This is a genomic window from Jatrophihabitans sp. YIM 134969, assembly GCF_054456675.1.
The window spans coordinates 12,552-29,462 of sequence record NZ_JBTJEQ010000056.1 but is presented as its reverse complement, the minus strand read 5'-3'; the positions used below and the strand labels follow the sequence as shown (position 1 = coordinate 29,462).

Below are 16,911 nucleotides of genomic sequence, written 5' to 3'. Positions count from 1 at the left end.
CGCCGCCCGGCGCCGGCGACGCGGGGTGGCGGGGACGGTCGGCGCCTGGAACAGGACGGCCGCGCGGAGCGCCTCGGCGGCAGCCTCCTCGGCCTCCTCGTCGGTGAGCTCCGGCTCGGCGGGAACGTCGGTGCCCACCTCGGCGGCGGGCGTCGTGGCCGGGCCGACCGGGCCGTCGTCCGTGGTCGGGGGCAGTTCGGCTGCGGCACCGGCCTCGGCCGGGGTGACCTCGCCCACGGTGGGGGCGACGGGCTCGACCGGGCCGTCGACCGGGGTGACGGGGGGCGCGCCGTCGTTCGTCGCGGGCGCGTCGGTCTCGACCTCGACTGCAGCTGCAGCCTTCTTGGCCGGAGCGCGCTTGCGCGGCGCCCGCTTGCGCGGGGCGGCGGCCTTCTTGGCCGCGGCCTTGGTGGCCTTGGCGGGCGGCGCCGCGGTGGGTTCGGTGTCCGCGGGCGGGGTGAGCGCCTCGGGGGTGGTGGGTTCGTTCGGTTCGGTCACGTGCGGTACTCCGATCTCGCCCCCGGGCGCGGGTACCGGCACATCGGCCGAACCACCCGCGACCGCACGGAGGCGGTACGGCGGACCTCGGCCTGCGCCGGGCCCGCTGAAGTCTGGGGCCGGACGTACCCCGGGTGCCGGGGCACCGGTCGTCACCCACCCGGGGTGACGGCCGGGCTCGCCTCCCGGTCGGGATCCAGGGGATCGCCGACCGACGCGGGGCTCGCACCGGTCGTCGGACCCTGCGCCACCCGCACGGAGCGGGGCGGCAGCGGGGCGACGAACCCGGTGAGGGCACGCAGCGCGGCGAGCACGTCGTCGGGTCGGACCGCAGGGATCACCTGCCGCACGACCAGGTCCAGTATCGCACGCGGTGGGTCCTCCGGCCCGCCGGGCACGGTGCGCGTGGCGATGTGGACCACCGCCGCCCGGGCGTCGACGTCACGTACGCCGCTCTTGGTGGTGCGTTGCACCGTCACGCTCTCGGCCGCGGCGAAGGCCGACACGGCCGTCTCGACCTCGATGATCCCGGCGCCCGGGAACTCGATGCTCCAGGCGCTCGCCTCCATGCGGTCGGCGAACCCGGGCGTGCGGGCCTCGACCGCGTCGACGAGGTCGACCCCGGTCGGCAGGGCGGCGTCCAGGGCCTCCCGCAACCGGTCGACGTCCACGGCCTTGGCGAGCCCGATCTCGAGGTACTCGGCCTCACTCGCCGTCCCGGTCGGGGCGGCCCCGACGTAGGAGATCTTCGGGTGCGGGGTGAACCCGGCGCTGAACGCGATCGGCACACCCGCCCGGCGGATGGCTCGCTCCAAGGCGCGCGCGAGGTCGCGGTGGGAGGCGAAGCGCATCCGGTCGCGCTTGGTGTAGCGCAGCCGGACCCGCTGCACCACCGGCGGAGGCGGCGGACCGGTCGGTTGACGCTTGGACACCGCACCAGTGTGCCGAGGCCGCCACCGGGTCCTCCGCCGCACTCCCTTCCCGGAAGGGCAGACATCGCCCCGCTCACGCCTCGGCCGGGTGATCCTGTGGCGGAGCCGCGGCGATCCGGACGCGGACGAGGGCACGTCTGGACCGGGGGAAACCGAGTGAAGATCCGTGGACACGGCACTGCTGTCGCCGTCGCACTGTCCGTTCTGGCTCTGGCGGTGGCGGGCGGCGGGACGGCCGTCGCCGTGTCGTCCGTCGTGAACATCGCCGACCCGGGCGATCCGTCCAAGGTGGCGAAGGTCGACCAGGCCGGGCGGCTGAGCGTCGGGCCGGCGACCGCCTCCATCAGCGTCGCCGGGTGGTTGCTGGGCTACACCGACAACGCCGTCACCCAGCTCACCTCGGCGACGACGGCGACGCTCGCCATCTCCCGGATCCAGTTCTCGGACCCGTCCGCGAACTCGTCGGCCACCGAGCAGCAGCTGTCGGTCAACCAGTACCCGGTCGACAGCGCCGGGAACTGCCAGTCGGCGACGGGAGCCGTGCTGCTCGCCCGGTACAACCTCGCCGCGGGTGACGACGTCGACGACCCGTTCCCGGCCCCGCTGATCGTCAAGCCGAGCGGGACCACGAAGTACTGCCTGTACGTCTACGCGGACTACCTGGGGACGACCACCGGCACGCCGTCGTACTACCTCACCTACGGCGTCTCCGCCTACGTGGTGTCGGGCAAGTACACCGGCCTCGGCACCACCCCGGCGGCCAAGCAGCAGGGGTCAGCGGCGATCCCGCGCTGACCCACGGGCCGCGGCGGGTGCCCGCCCGGTCAGGCCATGGGCAGCAACGACGTCCCGGACGGCGCCACCGGCAGCAACCGCTGACCGGTGGGGCCGATCTGGATGTCGGTGCCCATGCTGTCGCAGACCCCGCAGTCGAAGCACGGCGTCCACCGGCAGTCGTCCTGCTCGAACTCCGACAGGGCGTCCTGCCAGTCGTCCCAGAGCCACTGCTTGTCCAGGCCGGAGTCCAGGTGGTCCCAGGGCAGGATCTCGTCGCCGCCGCGCTCGCGCGTGGTGTACCAGGCGAGGTCGACCCCGACCTCGGCCAGCTCGACCGTTGCAGCCTGCACCCATCGCTCGTAGGAGAAGTGCTCGCTCCAGCCGTCGAACCGGCCGCCCTCACGCCACACACGCTCGATGACCGCGCCGACGCGACGATCGCCGCGGGACAGCAGGCCTTCCACCATCGACGGTTCGCCGTCGTGGTAGCGCATGCCGACGTTGCGGCCGAGCGAACGGTCGGCGTTGATCGCGGCGCGCAGCTTGCGCAGGCGCTCGTCGACGACCTCGGGTGCGGCCTGCGCCGCCCACTGGAACGGGGTGTGGGGCTTGGGGACGAACCCGCCGATCGACACGGTGCAGCGGATGTCCTTGCTGCCCGTGGCGGCGCGGCCGGCGCGGATGACGTCGTGGGCCATCTCGGCGATCTCGAGGACGTCGTCGTCCGTCTCGGTCGGCAGACCGCACATGAAGTACAGCTTGACCTGCCGCCAGCCGTTCTCGTAGGCCGTGGTGACGGTGCGGATGAGGTCGTCCTTGCTGACCATCTTGTTGATGACGCGACGCAGCCGCTCACTGCCGCCCTCCGGGGCGAAGGTCAGCCCGGAGCGACGGCCGTTGCGTGACAGCTCGTTGGCGAGGTCGATGTTGAACGCGTCGACACGGGTCGAGGGCAGCGAGAGCGAGACCTTGTCGTCCTCGTAGCGGTCGGCGAGGTCCTTGGTGATCTCGGCGATCTCGGAGTGGTCGGCGGAGCTCAGCGAGAGCAGCCCGACCTCCTCGTAGCCCGTGGCGGCGAGCCCGGCCGCCACCATCTCGCCGATGCCGGTGATGGAGCGCTCGCGCACCGGGCGGGTGATCATGCCGGCCTGGCAGAAGCGGCACCCGCGCGTGCAGCCGCGGAAGATCTCGACGCTCATGCGCTCGTGGACCGACTCGGCCACCGGCACCAACGGCGTCTTCGGGTACGGCCACTCGTCGAGGTCCATGACGGTGTGCTTGGAGACCCGCTCGGGCACGCCGATGCGGTTCGGGGTGACGGCGGCGATGGTGCCGTCGTCGTGGTAGCTGACGTCGTAGAGCGACGGGACGTAGACGCCGCCGGTGCGGGCGAGGCGGAACAGCAGCTCGGGGCGTCCGCCCGGGCGGCCTTCGTCCTTCCACGCCTTGACGACGTCGGTGATGATCCCGACCGCCTGCTCGCCGTCACCGAGCACGGCGGCGTCGACGAAGTCGGAGACCGGCTCGGGGTTGAAGGCCGCGTGTCCGCCCGCGACGACGACGGGGTGGGTCTCGTCGCGGTCGGCGGTGTGCAGCGGGATGCCGGCGAGGTCGAGCGCGGTGAGCAGGTTGGTGTAACCCAGCTCGGTCGAGAAGCTGACGCCGAGCAGGTCGAACGCCCCGACCGGACGGTGGGTGTCGACCGTGAACTGCGGGACGCCGTGCTCGCGCAGCAGCGCCTCCATGTCCGGCCACACCGCGTAGGTGCGCTCGGCCAGGGCGTCGGGCCGCTCGTTGAGGACCTCGTAGAGGATCTGCGTGCCCTGGTTGGGCAGCCCGACCTCGTAGGCGTCGGGGTACATCAGCGCCCAGCGGACGGACGCGGCGTCCCAGTCCTTCGGGCGGGAGTTGAGTTCGCCGCCGACGTACTGGATGGGCTTGGTGACCCGGGCGAGCAGCGGCTCGAGCCGCTCGAACACGGAGTCGGAAGCGGTGGCGGTCACGGGCTCCGAGGGTACCGACCGCGGCGATCGGCGACGCGCCGTCAGTGGCGGGGGCCCGTCCGGCGCCGCGCCGCCACGCCCCACCCCAGCGGTCGAGTGGCGCGGTACACCGTCGACTGGCGCCCTCGAGCGCGCCACTCGACCACCCGGTGCGCCACTCGGCCACACTCGTCGCGTGAGCACACCTGACGCGGCGCCACCTCCGGGTGCCCGCCACGTCGTGGTCGGGTTCGACCGTCTCCCCCGCTGGCTGGCCGGGTTCGGCGAACGCCACGGGGCGGTCGAGACGCTCTCCGGTCCCGAGGTCGTCGCGCTCACCGGCGCCGACGGCGCCCGGGCCTGGATCCCCGTTCCCTTCGCACCGTTGCACGGTGCACTGCTCGACCACGTCGCGGTCCGCCGCACGGTCGGGGTGTTGCTGGTCCGCCGCGGCGGCTACGCGGTCGGGGTGTTCGACGGCCGGGAGCTGGTCGCCTCCAAGGTCGACTCCACCTACGTCCAGGGCACGACCAAGGCGGGCGGGTGGTCGCAGCAGCGGTTCGCGCGGCGCCGGGCCAACCAGGCGGCGGCGTTGTTCGGGGAGGCCGCGGACGTCGCGGTCCGCATCCTGGTCGGCCCGCGGCTCGACGCCCTGGTCTGCGGCGGTGACCGGCCGGCCGTCGACGCCGTGCTGTCCGATCCGCGGCTGACCGCCGTCGTCGCACGGCGCACCGGTCCCTGGCTCGCCGGCCCCGACCCGCGGCTGAAGGTCCTGCAGCAGACGCCCGACCGCTTCCTCGCCGTCGAGATCACGCTCGACCCCTGACCGGTCTGCCTCATCGGGCACCCGCCGGAACGGCTCCGGGCGGCGCGTCCGGTGGAATGCTCGCGTCTCGGCCGTCGACCAGGAGGCGCTCATGTCCGGTCCGGGTGCGCAACCCACCATCGTCCTCGTCCACGGCGCCTTCGCCGACGCATCCGGGTGGGGACCGGTCATCACCCGTCTCACCGCGCTCGGGTACCCGGTGTTCGCACCGCCGAACCCGCTGCGCAGCGTGATCGGCGACGGCGAGTCGCTGCGGACCTTCGTCTCCACCCTCGACGGCCCGGTCGTGCTCGTCGGCCACTCCTACGGCGGCTCGGTGATCACCAACGCCGGGGCGGGCGCCGCCAACGTGCGAGCGCTGGTGTCCATCGCCGGGTACCTCCCCGAGGAGGGCGAGACGCTCGCGGCGTCGGGCGCGCTCGACGGCGCGTCGAACGACCTCGGCGAGCACCTGGTGATCCGTCCCTACCCGGGAGCACCCGAGGGCGACGGCGACGCCTACATCGACCCCGCCGTCTTCCACCACCAGTTCTGCGCCGACCTGCCGGCCGACGTCGCCGCGGTCATGGCGGTCAGTCAGCGCCCGGTGGCGGCGTCGTGTCTCGGAACGCCGTCGGGACCCGCAGCCTGGAAGACCCTGCCGACGTGGGCGATGGTCGCCACCCAGGACCACGCCATCCCGCCGGACGCCGAGCGGGCGATGGCCGCGCGCGCGGGTGCCACCACGGTCGAGGTCGACAGTTCGCACGTCGCGTTCATCAGCCACCCGGACGAGACGGTCGACCTCATCGTCGCGGCGGTCGAAGGTTCCGCCTGACGCGTCAGTGCACCGAGGTGCCGACCGGGTCGGCCGGAGCGACCGACCACCCGGTGCCGGGGCGGGGTGAGCGCGGCGGGCGGCCGCCGCGCAGGTGGATGGCCTCGAGCAACCCGAGGGCCATGGCCTGCGCGATCATCGACGAGCCGCCGTAGGACACGAACGGCAGCGGCAACCCGGTGATCGGGGTGAGCCCGAGGTTCATGCCGATGTTCTGGAAGGCCTGGAACCCGAACCAGCACACGACGCCCGCGGCGATCATGCGGCCGGTGCGGTCGGCCCGTAGCGCGATGCGCACCCCGCGCCAGCACAGCACGCCGAACAGCACGACGATCAACAGCGACCCGGCGTACCCGAGCTCCTCGCCCGCGACGCTGAACACGAAGTCGGTCTGCTGTTCCGGGACGAAGCCGTTCGAGGTCTGCGGGCCGTGGAACAGGCCGGTGCCGAACAGTCCCCCGTTGGCGATCGCGATACGGGCCTGGGTGATGTTGTAGGCGACGCCGCGGGGATCGGCGCTGGGATCGGTGAACGCCTCGAAGCGCGCGAGTTGGTAGTCGGCCAGCACGCCGGACTTCACCGCGAGCCACACGAGCAGGACACCCGCGAGCAGCAGCCCGATCGTCCACCGCGCCCGCACGCCGGCGACGACCAGCACGCCGAACGCCGCGGCGGCGACGACCATGGCCGAGCCCAGGTCCGGCTGCAGCCCGATGAGCCCGAGCGGCAGCGCGATCATGGCCAGCGCGATGAGCACGTCCGACGACGACGGCGGGGCGTCGTCGCGGCGTCCGACGGCCCGGGCGCTGAACATGACGGCGAGCGACACGACCAGGCCGAGCTTGGTGAACTCGGCCGGTTGCACCTCGAAGCCGGGCAGCCGGATCCAGGCGTGGGCGCCGTTGATCGTGGAGCCGACCACGAACACCAGCAGCAGGCCGAAGATCGACGCGGCGTAGATGACCGGTCCGAACAGCCGCAGCTGCCGCGGGTCCAGGCGCATGACGACGGCCAGGAAGACCGCGGCGATCCCGGCGTTCACCAGGTGTCGGATCAGGAACGACTGCGGGTTGCCCCCGTTGACGTCGGGCTGGTCCTTCGTCGCCGCCCACACCAGCAGCGCGCCGATCATGGCCAGCGCGAACGCCGCGCCCAGCAGCACCCAGTCGGGTCGGCGTCGGTCGGTCGACGGCAGGAAGACGCTCACCGGCCGGACCCGGCGGGCTTGGTGACGGGGGCGCGGGGCGGGAGGACGTCGGAGGTGCCGGGGTCGGCGGGGTTCGGGACGAGCGGCGTACCGGACCCCGCGGGCCGCAGACCACCGGTGGCACCGGCCGCCGGCACGCTGACGGGCTTGGTGGTCGGGGTGCCGTTCGGCAGGGCCGCGGGCTGACCGTTGCCGAGCAGGCCGTCGTACACCTCACGCAGCATCGGGGCCGACGCGCTGGCGCCGGTGCCGGTCTCGGCCATCATGCCGACGACGACGAAGCGCGCGTGCGGGTGACCGTCCTGCTGCGTCACCGGCCCCCACGAGGCGAGCCACGAGGTGTCGTTCTTGCCCTCGACCTCCGCCGTGCCGGTCTTGCCACCGAGCGTGTAGGGCGCGGTGATGAACGCGCCCGCACCGGACACCGAGTACGACTTCTGGAACTGCAGCGCGTTCGCGATGTAGTCGAGCACGCCGCGGTCGACCGGCACGGTGGCCTTCTTGGTCGGGGAGATCGTCCGGACGACCTTGCCGGAGGAGTCGACGACCTGCCAGCCCAACGTGGGCTTCCACAGCGTGCCGCCGTTGACCATCGCCGAGTACGCCAACGCCAGCTGCAGCGGCGACATCGTGGTCTCGCCCTGTCCGATCGCCATGTCGGCGTTGTCGCCCGCGCGGTAGCGCCAACCGTCGGTGCAGTTCTCGCTGGCCAGCTGGGTGAGGTACTGCCGCTGCGCCGGGTCCGGCTCGTCGGGGTAGCCCGTCTTCGCGTCCGCGCAGTACTGGGCCTTGTTGGCGTCCCACCGCTGCTGGCGGGTCTCGCGGTCGGCGTAGGAGCCGCTCGCCTGCTCGTCCGCCGGGAGGTCCAGGCCCGGGTCGGACCCGACCCCGTACGCCGCGGCCATCCGCTGCATCGACTCCGACGCCTTGCCGCCGCCGTCGACCTTCGCCTGGTCCGCGTAGTACTCGTCGGCGGCGAACCGGTAGAACCAGGTGTCGCACGAGTACTGCAGCGCCTTGGCCAGGTCGATGGGCCCCGGCAGCGACTCGGAGTCGAAGTTGGTCTTGGTGCGGCCGTCGATCTGCAGTGACGGCGGGCAGGTGTAGGTGTCGCCGAGTTTGTACTGCCCGGACATGACGTCGTCGGACGAGCTGATGAGCTTGAAGGTCGAACCCGGTGCGTACTGACCCGAGATCGCGCGCCCGACCAACGGGTCGTTCGCGGCCGGGTCGGTGAGCTTGGCGTAGTCGGCCACCGAGATGCCACCGACGAACACCGTGGGGTCGTAGCTGGGGTACGACGCCGCCGCGATGACCCGTCCGGTGTTGGGGTCCATGACCACCACGGCCGCCGAGGTCGCGGGCCGGCCCTTCTGGCGTTGCGCCGCGACCTGGTCGGCGATGGCCTTCTCGGCCAGCGCCTGCACGTCGAGGTCGAGGCTGGTGACGAGCGTGTCACCGGGCTTCGCCGGGGTCTCCGCGGCGTCGGAGATGACGTTGCCCGCGGGGTCCAGGACGACGTTGGTGGCGCCGTCGACCCCACGCAGCACGCTGTCGTAGCTGGCCTCGAGCCCGGCCCGGCCGATGGTGTCGGAGTCGACCAGCGCACTGTCGGCCTTCTTGTCGTCACCGTCGACCGCGCCGGTGTAGCCGAGCAGGTGCGCGGCGAGTGCGCCGTGCGGGTAGGTGCGGACGGTCTGGGTCGACACCGCGACGCCCGGGTAGAGCTCGCGGTGCTCGGCGACGGTGAGGACGGCGGCGTCGGGTGCACCGGTGCTGACCGGCACCGGCTGGTACGGCTCCCCGATCCAGCACGGCGACGGAACCGTCGGGCTGCACGGGGTGATCTGCTGCGCGAGGTTACGCGGATCCATCCCCAGCAGGTCGCCGAGGCGCTGCAGGACGGCCTTCCCGCGGTCGGGCTGCGCCAGCACCTGCTGCCGGTCGACGGTGATGACGTGCGTGGCCTGGTTGCCCACCAGCGTGCGGCCACGGGCGTCGACGACCAACCCACGGGGCGCCGGGACGACGATGGCCGCGGTGCGGTCGAGCGCGTTCTGCTGCGGCTTGTTCGGGTCCAGCAGCTGCACCCAGGTCAACCGCCCGATGAGCGTGAGGACCAGGCAGACGATGACCCCGCCGATGACGGCCACCCGGCGGTGGCTGACGCCGCTCATCCGCGGTGCACGAGCGCGACGTCGTCGCTGGCGGTGCCGGTGCCCGCGGCGAGCCGACGGGCGAGGGCGGCCGACGCGGTGGGCGCCACGCGGCGCGGGCGCAGGGCGCGGGCGTGGAGGAAGGCGGTGACGACCGGCGAGAGCAGTCCGGCGAGGACCAGCTGCACCAGCAGGGTGACCGGCGCCCACTGCACGGCGAGCGTGGCGGCGCCCGGTTCGCCGAACACCGTCAGCAGCACACCGGCGGCCACGCTCGCCAGCGTGGCGAGGACCGCGGCCACGACGCTGGTCCGGCGCCAGGCGTCGGTGCTGCCGCGACGCACCAGACCGGCGGCGACACCCAGCAGGGTCCACACCAGCGCGAGTACGCCCGCCGGGTGGTCGGAGGCGAGGTCGGCCACGAAGCCCGTGACGAACCCAAAGGTCATGCCGGTGGACGGACCGCTGCGCAGTGCAACGATCGTCACCAGCAGCGCCGGCAGCGACACGGCGGCGGGCATGGTCAGCGGCCCGACGACCGTTGCCTGCAGCAACAGTGCTGTCAGGACGGCGGCGATGGCCGCTGCGACGCGGGTGCCGGTCACCGGGCCGCCGCCTGCGCCGAGACCGGCGTGGTCATGACGATGCCGACGACGTCGAGCGAGGTGGGCGACACCGCCGGGCTGACCGTGGCCGTGGTGCTGCCGTCGGCCTTGTGGGCCACCGCCGTCACCGTGCCGACCTCCAGCCCGGCCACGAACGTGGTCGCGCCGGCAGGTCCGGTGGTCAGGACGTCGCCCTTCCGCACGTCGGCACCGGGGTCGAGCGGGGTGAGCGTCAGCCCGGCCGCGCCGCGACCGGTGACCACGCCCAGCTGGTTGCTGCGCGTCAGCCGTACCCCGACCCCGCCACCCGGGTCGGCCACGAGCAGCACGACGCTGGTGGTGCGGTCGACGTGCAGCACGCGACCGACGAGCGCGTCGCCCGCCGCCACGGTCTGGTCGACCCGGACGCCGTCGTCGGAGCCGGCCGAGACCGTCACCGTCCACTCGAATCCCTGCCCCGCGGCGAGCGCGACGACCCGGGCGGGGTGGATCTCGACGCCGAGCGTCGTGCCGAGCGCGTCGAGACCCTTCACCGCGGCGGCGTCGGCGACCTGCTGCCGCAGCGCGGCGTTCTGACGGCGCAGGTCGTCGTTCTGGGCCTGCAGGTCGGCGTCGGTGTCACCGCCGGTGGCCGCACGACGCACGGGTCCGAGCACGGTGTCGGTGCCGCGGTAGAGCGAGCCCATCAGGCCGCGGACTCCGCCGTGGGCGTCGGCGAGCGGGGCGCCGGCGAGGTCGAGGACGCAGAAGGCGAGCGCGGCGACCACCAGCGCCGCCGCAGCGATGCGCTGCCGGGTGGAGAGCCGGGACACTGGATCCCCCGGGTCAGCGGCGCGGGCCGTCGACGACGACGCGGTGGAGCTGCTCGAAGTTCTCGACGACGGTCGCGGTGCCGAGCACGACGGAGTCGATCGGACGTTCCGCGACGGTGACCGGCACGCCGATCTCGTGCTGCAGCTTGGCGTCGAGCCCGCGCAGCAGCGCCCCGCCGCCGGTGAGCACGATGCCGCGACTGACGAGGTCGCCGACCAGTTCGGGCGGGCAACGGTCGAGGGTGCCGCGGACGGCCGCGACGATGCGGCCGATCGGCACGTCCATCGCCTTGCGCAGTTCCTCGGCGGTGATGGTGACGTTGCGGGGCAGGCCGGACGCGACCTCCCGACCGCGGATCTCGGCGCGCGTGACCCCGGCGGCCGGGAAGGCCGACCCGAGCGAGATCTTCAGTTCCTCGGCGGTGCGCTCGCCGATGAGCAGCGAGAACTCCGACCGGACGTGTTCGACGATCGCTTCGTCGAGCGCCTGCCCCGCGACCCGCAGGCTGGTGCTCGCGACGATGCCGCCGAGCGCGATGACCGCGACCTCGGTGGTGCCGCCGCCGACGTCGACGATCATCGAGCCCGACGGCTGGTTGACCGGGAGCCCCGCCCCGATGGCCGCGGCCATCGGCTCGCTGATGATGTGCACCCGGCGCGCACCGGCGGCGTACGCCGACTCGCTGACCGCGCGCTGCTCGACGCTGGTGATGCCCGACGGCACGCAGATGACGACCCGCGGGCCGTTGAACATCCGTCGCTTGAGCACCTTGCGGACGAAGTACCGGAGCATCTCCGCCGTGCTGTCGTAGTCGGCGATGACGCCGTGCTGCAGCGGGCGGACGGCCTTGATGTGACCGGGGGTGCGCCCGACCATCCGCTTGGCCTCCATGCCGACAGCCACGACGGACTGGGTGCTGGTGTCGAGCGCGACGACGCTGGGTTCGTTGAGCAGGATGCCGCGACCGCGTTGGTAGACCAGCGTGTTCGCGGTGCCGAGGTCGATGGCGAGGTCACCACCCAACAGGTCCGACGGGCGTCCGGACAGCAGGCCACCGAGCGGTGAGCTCAGGGTCAGCGCCATCAGGGCCTCCGGTCGGGTGCGCGAGATCGCTGCAGACAGCAGCGATCGGCGAGTTGCGCCCGATCGTAAAAGCGTTGTGGGCTCGAACCGGGGACGACGCGCGGTGCGGCGCGCCCTCTCCGCCTGTGACTGTTGTGACGGATGTGGTCTGCGGCCGGAAGCGTCAGACGACGAGCGGTGAGGTCTCCACAGCCGGGAACCACAGGGCGATCTCGCGCCCGGCCGACTCCGGGCTGTCCGAGCCGTGCACGAGGTTCTGCTGCACCGCGAGGCCCCAGTCGCGACCGAGGTCGCCACGGATCGAGCCGGGCGCGGCCTTGGTGGGGTCGGTGGCGCCGGCGATGGACCGGAACCCGGCGATGACCTGGTGGCCCTCGGCGACGACCGCGACCACCGGCCCCGACGACATGAACGCCAGCAGCGGCTCGAAGAAGGGCTTGCCGGCGTGCTCGGCGTAGTGCTGCTCGAGCAGCGCGCGGTCCGGCACACGGACGTCGAGCGCGACCAGCCGGTACCCCTTGGCCTCGATCCGGGCGAGGATCGTGCCGGTGAGCCCGCGGGCCACACCGTCGGGCTTGACGAGGACGAGGGTGCGTTCGCCGATCGGCGCGTCGCTGGCGGTCACGGGTCACGACCCTACCGAGGGCGCGCGGCCCGGCCCCTGCAAGGCTGCGGGGGTGACGAAGCTCCCGGTGCAGGACGCGCCGCGGGCCCGCCACATCGGGGTCGGGGTGCTGGTCGGCACCGCCGTCGTCGTCACCGCGCTGAACCTGCGTCCGGCGGTCGTCGGGGTCTCCCCTCTGCTCCCCCGCATCCGCGCCGACCTCACGATGAGCGCGCCGGTCGCGGGGCTGATCAGCACGGCGTCCATCGTGTTCTTCGGCCTCATGGCCCCGGTCGCGCCGCGACTCGCGCGGCGGTTCGGCCTCGAGGCGTCGGTGGTCGGAGGGCTCGCCCTGCTGGCCGTCGGCATCGGGGTGCGGCTGCTGCCCCAGGCCGGGTGGCTGTTCGTCGGCGCGGTGCTGGCCGGCACCGGGATCGCGGTCTGCAACACGCTCATCCCGGCGATCGTCAAACGCGACTTCCCGCACCGGCTGGGGTCGATGACCGGCCTCTACAGCGGCACCCTCAGCCTCGGCGCGGGGCTCGCGGCCGCGCTCGCCGTACCGGTCGCCGACGCCGTCGGCAGCTGGCGGTCCTCGCTCGCGATCTGGCTGGTGCCCGCCGTGGTCGCCCTGGCCGGCTGGCTGGGTCTGCGGCGGCACTGGACCGCGCCGGTCGTCCCCGAACCGGACGCCCCGCCGACGGTGTCGTTGCTGCGACAGCCCCTCGCGTGGTGGGTGACGATCTACCTCGCGGCGCAGTCGTTCGAGTTCTACGCCGCCGCCGCGTGGATCCCGACGCTGTTCGGCGACGCCGGGGTGTCGAAGACCGAGGCCGGGTTGCTGCTCGGGTACGCGAACGTCATCGGCGTGGTCGCGGCCGTCGTCGGCCCGACGTTCGCCGGCCGGCGCCGCTCGCAGGCGGGCTCGATCGTGGTCGTGGTCGCGATCTACCTCGTCGGCCTCGCCGGTCTGGCGTTCGCGCCGGCCGCTGCGCCGTGGCTGTGGATGTCGCTGTTCGGCATCGCGCAGGGCGCGGGGTTCGCGCTCGGCCTGCTGCTGGTGGCGGTCCGCGCACCGGACGTCGCGATCGCGACGCGCCTCTCGGGCATGTCGCAGTTCGTGGCCTACGCCGTCGCCGCCACCGGCCCGTTCCTCTACGGGCTGGTGCACGACGCGACCGGCGGCTGGGCCTGGCCGATCGGCGTCGGGATGGCGATGCTGGTGGTCATGCTGGTCACCGGCGTGCTCGCGGGCCGCGACCGGGTCGTGGCCGGTGGCTGACGACCCAACCGCGGGCGTCGACCCCACCGACGTCACGGCCGTCGCCGACGTCCTCTACCGGCTCGCACCCGAGGTGTTCACCGCCACCCGCACCGCGTTCGTCAAGGCGGCCCGGGCCGCCGGCCGCAGGGAGGTCGCGGCGCAGATCCAGGGCTTCGGGCGTCCGACCCGCGCCGCGTGGGTGCTGAACGGACTCGCCCGCGGAGCCCCGGACGTCGTGGCGGAACTGGTGGAACTCGGGCGCGCGCTCACCGAGGCCCAGGCCGACCTCGACGCGACGTCACTGCGGGAGCTGTCCGACCAGCGCCGCGCCCTCGTGCGCGACGTCTCCCGGCAGGCGTTCGAGCTCGCCGGGGAGACCTCGCCGTCGTCGGCGCTCGCGGTCGAGGTGCAGGACACGCTCACCGCGGCCGTGGTCGACCCGGCCGTCGGCGAGGCGTTGCAGGCGGGAGGGCTGCTCAAGGCGGCCCAGGCGAGTGGCTTCGGGCCGGCCGGCCCGGAGATCGCGAGCGTGCCGCCGTTGCGGGCGGTGCCGACGCCGTCGCGCGCCGCCGCCGGTACGAAGGCGACGGCCGGCAAGCCCACGAAGACGGCCGCGGCGAAAGCCTCGAAGACCGCGCCGGCGAAGGAGTCGGCGGCGCAACGGCGGGCGCAGGAGCAGGCCCGGAAGGCGGCCGAGGCGGCCGAGGCCCAGCGGCGGGCGCGGGTCGCCGCGGCCGACCAGGCACTCAAGACGGCCCAGGCCGACCTCGAGGCCGCACGGGACGCCGAGAAGGCGGCCGAGGAGCAGGTGCGGATCCTGCGCGAGCAGGTCCGCGACGCCGACCGCGCGCTCGGCGACGCCGGGCTCGCCGTCCGGGAGGCCCGGGCCGCCGTCCGCGCCGCCGAGCGGGCCCGCCGCGAGACCCGGTGAGGCAAATTCTGTGTAGTTCTGCAGCCTGGGGCCGCAGAGGTACACAGAATTCGGGTGTCAGGAGACCAGCAGCCGCCAGCCACCCGGTGTGCCGACGAGGTCGTGGCGCAGCCACAGCACGTAGAGCCAGATCCCGATGAAGATGCCGCCGAGCACGAACATGGCCGACGTCCAGATCCCGGTGGCCAGCACGAGGACCTGCAGCACCGAGCCCAACCCGATCCCCCACGCGTGCCGCAGCATGGCGCCGGCGACGACCAGGACGACCGAGAGTGCGATCAGGGCGACGGTGCGCCCGGTGCCTAGGCCGGTGTCGGTGCGGGCGATCGCGCGGGGCACGAGCAGCAACAGCAGCGCCTCGAGGATCAGCAGCGCGGCCAGGGCGCGCTTGGTGGCCTTGTTCGTGCGCTGCCGCCGTTCCTCGAGCACCTGCGCGGTCGGCGGCTCCGGGGTCACCGGAGCCTCGGGCGAGTCGGGCCCGGTCACGTCCGCGACCCGCCGAGCAGGGTGCGCGCCTCGCCGACCGTGACGACCGAGCCGGTGACGAGCACGCCGCTGCCGGCGATGGTGTCGACGTCGCCGATGTCCTCGGCGAGGCGGATGGCCGTCTCCAGGGCGTCGTCGAGCCGGGGTTCGACCGTCACCTGGTCGGTGTCGAACACCTCCACGGCGACGGCTGCGAGGTCGTCGGCGGCCATGGCGCGGGCCGACGAGTTCTGGGTGACGACCAGTTCGTCGACGACCGGTTGCAGCGCGGCGAGGATGCCGAGGGCGTCCTTGCCCTCGAGGATGCCGACCACCGCGACCAGGCGGCGGAAGCTGAAGGACTCACCGAGCGCCGCGACCGTGGCCGCCATCCCGTGCGGGTTGTGGGCGGCGTCGAGCAGGACGGTGGGCGAGGACCGGACCGGTTCCAGACGTCCGGGCGAGGTGACGTTCGCGAACGCCGCCTTGACCAGGTCGACGTCGAGCGGGCCGGTGGCGGCGCCCGCCCCGAAGAACGCCTCGACGGCGGCCAGCGCCACGGCGGCGTTCTGGGCCTGGTGCGCGCCGAACAGCGGCAGGAAGACGTCCTCGTACCGGCCGCCGAGGCCCTGCAACGTGAGCACCTGACCGCCGACCGCGATCGCGCGCTCGCGGACCCCGAACTCCATGCCCTCCCGGGCGACCGTGGCCTCGACCTCGACCGCCCGGCGGATGAGCACCTCGGCGGCGGCGTTGTCCTGGATCGCGAGGATCGCCGTCGCCCCGGGCTTGATGATCCCGGCCTTCTCGGCGGCGATCGTGGCGACGTCCGGGCCGAGGTACTCGGTGTGGTCCAGGCCGATCGGCGTGACGACGGCGACGTCGCCGTCGATGACGTTGGTGGCGTCCCACGACCCGCCGAGGCCGACCTCGACGACCGCGGCCTCGACCGGGGTGTCGGCGAAGATCGCGTAGGCCATCGCGGTGAGGACCTCGAAGAAGGTCATGCGGACCTCGGACTGCGCGTCGACGATCTCGATGAGCGGCGCCAGTTCGTCGTAGGTCTCGCCGAGGCGGACACCGTCGACCGGTTCGCCGTCGATGACGATGCGCTCGGTCGTCGACTCCAGGTGCGGGCTGGTGTAGCGCCCCGTGCGCAGGGACGCCGCGCGCAGCAGCTCGTCGATCATCCGGGCGGTCGAGGTCTTGCCGTTGGTGCCGGTCACGTGGATCGAGCGGTAGGCGGTCTGGGGATCGCCGAGCAGGTCGAGCAGGGCGCGGATGCGGTCCAGGCTCGGCGCGATCCGGCCCTCGCCCCAGCGGTGCGAGAGGGCCTCGTCGACCCGCGCGACCGCAGCGCGAGCCTGGTCGGCGCGGCTCGCGCCACCCGGTGCGGTGGCCATCAGCGGGTACCTCCCTGCAAGGACACGGCGGTGACGGTGCCGGAGTCGAGCGTGCCCCGGATCGTCACCTTCTGCCCGACCCCGAACTCGGAGAAGGGGCGCTGACGGGGCAGGGTCGTGCTCGGCGTGACGACCACGGCGTAGGTGATCCCGGTGTCGGCGGCGACCGTCAACCGGCTGTCACCGGTGGCCGTGATCGTGCCGCGCACGGTGATCGACCCGGGCGCCGACGACACCGAGGTGGTCGCGCTCGGGGCGGTCGTGGACGGCGGGGTCGAGGTGGAGCCGGCGGCGACGGCGGCGGCGGTCTGCTGCGAGAGCGGGACCCGGCCGCGGTCCCAGGTCGCCACGACGGCGAGCACCCCGGCGACGAGGATCAGCAGGACCGCGCCGATGGTGAGGAGCCCGAGGTGCTTGCGACGCGCCCACGAGCGGCGTTTGCGGCGCCGCGTGCCGCTCGAGCGGCGGTCGCTGACGGCGGGGTCGTCGTCGTCGACGTCGGGGCGGGGTGGGGCGGACACCTGGCGATTCTGCCCCATCGCCGTGGG

Annotated in this window: 16 protein-coding genes and 1 pseudogene; 5 read left to right on the top strand and 12 right to left on the bottom strand. The window is 73.5% G+C overall.

Annotation, left to right across the window (positions count from 1 at the left end; genetic code table 11):
• Positions 1 to 498, bottom strand: a pseudogene (locus tag ACXR2U_RS21100) (hypothetical protein); the annotation flags it as partial.
• Between the two features lie 152 nt (positions 499 to 650).
• Complete coding sequence (locus ACXR2U_RS21095; RefSeq protein WP_458827059.1) at positions 651 to 1,388, bottom strand: TIGR03936 family radical SAM-associated protein; 738 nt, start codon at positions 1,386 to 1,388, stop codon at positions 651 to 653.
• A 285-nt stretch (positions 1,389 to 1,673) separates the two neighbouring features.
• Between ACXR2U_RS21095 and ACXR2U_RS21090 the strand changes: the two genes are divergently transcribed.
• The gene (locus ACXR2U_RS21090) at positions 1,674 to 2,225 is read left to right on the top strand and encodes a hypothetical protein (RefSeq protein WP_458827057.1); all 552 of its coding nucleotides are present in this window, start codon (positions 1,674 to 1,676) and stop codon (positions 2,223 to 2,225) included.
• A gap of 29 nt (positions 2,226 to 2,254) precedes the next feature.
• On the opposite strand, the gene ACXR2U_RS21085 is transcribed toward ACXR2U_RS21090, so the two are convergent.
• Positions 2,255 to 4,210, bottom strand: a complete 1,956-nt coding sequence (locus ACXR2U_RS21085) for a TIGR03960 family B12-binding radical SAM protein (RefSeq protein ID WP_458827056.1) — start codon at positions 4,208 to 4,210, stop codon at positions 2,255 to 2,257.
• Positions 4,211 to 4,385: 175 nt separating this feature from the next.
• Between ACXR2U_RS21085 and ACXR2U_RS21080 the strand changes: the two genes are divergently transcribed.
• The gene (locus tag ACXR2U_RS21080; protein ID WP_458827055.1) at positions 4,386 to 5,015 is read left to right on the top strand and encodes an acVLRF1 family peptidyl-tRNA hydrolase; all 630 of its coding nucleotides are present in this window, start codon (positions 4,386 to 4,388) and stop codon (positions 5,013 to 5,015) included.
• Between the two features lie 91 nt (positions 5,016 to 5,106).
• Positions 5,107 to 5,832, top strand: coding sequence for an alpha/beta fold hydrolase (locus tag ACXR2U_RS21075; protein ID WP_458827054.1), 726 nt, complete (start codon positions 5,107 to 5,109; stop codon positions 5,830 to 5,832).
• A gap of 4 nt (positions 5,833 to 5,836) precedes the next feature.
• Here ACXR2U_RS21075 and rodA read toward each other — a convergent pair whose 3' ends face one another.
• The 6 genes from rodA to ndk all read right to left on the bottom strand — a co-directional run bounded on the left by rodA (position 5,837) and on the right by ndk (position 12,321).
• Positions 5,837 to 7,039 (bottom strand): rod shape-determining protein RodA, encoded by a 1,203-nt coding sequence (gene rodA, locus ACXR2U_RS21070; protein ID WP_458827053.1) that lies wholly within the window; start codon positions 7,037 to 7,039, stop codon positions 5,837 to 5,839.
• Complete coding sequence (locus ACXR2U_RS21065) at positions 7,036 to 9,216, bottom strand: penicillin-binding transpeptidase domain-containing protein (RefSeq protein WP_458827052.1); 2,181 nt, start codon at positions 9,214 to 9,216, stop codon at positions 7,036 to 7,038. The genes rodA and ACXR2U_RS21065 overlap by 4 nt, the downstream gene beginning before the upstream one ends.
• Complete coding sequence (gene mreD / locus ACXR2U_RS21060; protein WP_458827051.1) at positions 9,213 to 9,800, bottom strand: rod shape-determining protein MreD; 588 nt, start codon at positions 9,798 to 9,800, stop codon at positions 9,213 to 9,215. Before mreD ends, ACXR2U_RS21065 begins: the two co-directional genes overlap by 4 nt.
• The gene (gene mreC, locus ACXR2U_RS21055) at positions 9,797 to 10,612 is read right to left on the bottom strand and encodes a rod shape-determining protein MreC (protein ID WP_458827050.1); all 816 of its coding nucleotides are present in this window, start codon (positions 10,610 to 10,612) and stop codon (positions 9,797 to 9,799) included. The genes mreD and mreC overlap by 4 nt, the downstream gene beginning before the upstream one ends.
• Before the next feature lie 13 nt (positions 10,613 to 10,625).
• Positions 10,626 to 11,696 carry a rod shape-determining protein MreB gene (mreB, locus tag ACXR2U_RS21050; protein ID WP_458827049.1) on the bottom strand — a complete coding sequence of 357 codons (1,071 nt, stop codon included), beginning with the start codon at positions 11,694 to 11,696 and terminating at the stop codon, positions 10,626 to 10,628.
• 163 nt (positions 11,697 to 11,859) lie between these two features.
• Positions 11,860 to 12,321, bottom strand: a complete 462-nt coding sequence (ndk, locus tag ACXR2U_RS21045) for a nucleoside-diphosphate kinase (RefSeq protein ID WP_458827048.1) — start codon at positions 12,319 to 12,321, stop codon at positions 11,860 to 11,862.
• 52 nt (positions 12,322 to 12,373) lie between these two features.
• Between ndk and ACXR2U_RS21040 the strand changes: the two genes are divergently transcribed.
• Together ACXR2U_RS21040 and ACXR2U_RS21035 are read left to right on the top strand one after the other, a co-directional pair.
• Positions 12,374 to 13,582 (top strand): MFS transporter, encoded by a 1,209-nt coding sequence (locus tag ACXR2U_RS21040; protein WP_458827047.1) that lies wholly within the window; start codon positions 12,374 to 12,376, stop codon positions 13,580 to 13,582.
• On the top strand, positions 13,575 to 14,495 hold the full coding sequence (locus ACXR2U_RS21035; RefSeq protein ID WP_458827046.1) for a hypothetical protein: 921 nt from the start codon (positions 13,575 to 13,577) through the stop codon (positions 14,493 to 14,495). The genes ACXR2U_RS21040 and ACXR2U_RS21035 overlap by 8 nt, the downstream gene beginning before the upstream one ends.
• A 57-nt stretch (positions 14,496 to 14,552) precedes the next feature.
• Here ACXR2U_RS21035 and ACXR2U_RS21030 read toward each other — a convergent pair whose 3' ends face one another.
• The 3 genes from ACXR2U_RS21030 to ACXR2U_RS21020 are packed head-to-tail and all read right to left on the bottom strand — an operon-like array spanning position 14,553 to position 16,884.
• Positions 14,553 to 14,981, bottom strand: a complete 429-nt coding sequence (locus ACXR2U_RS21030) for a DUF4233 domain-containing protein (RefSeq protein ID WP_458827044.1) — start codon at positions 14,979 to 14,981, stop codon at positions 14,553 to 14,555.
• On the bottom strand, positions 14,978 to 16,363 hold the full coding sequence (locus tag ACXR2U_RS21025) for a bifunctional folylpolyglutamate synthase/dihydrofolate synthase (RefSeq protein WP_458827043.1): 1,386 nt from the start codon (positions 16,361 to 16,363) through the stop codon (positions 14,978 to 14,980). Before ACXR2U_RS21025 ends, ACXR2U_RS21030 begins: the two co-directional genes overlap by 4 nt.
• A complete protein-coding gene (locus ACXR2U_RS21020) occupies positions 16,363 to 16,884 on the bottom strand; it encodes a hypothetical protein (RefSeq protein WP_458827042.1) in 522 nt (173 codons plus the stop codon). Before ACXR2U_RS21020 ends, ACXR2U_RS21025 begins: the two co-directional genes overlap by 1 nt.
• Positions 16,885 to 16,911: the final 27 nt, after the last annotated feature.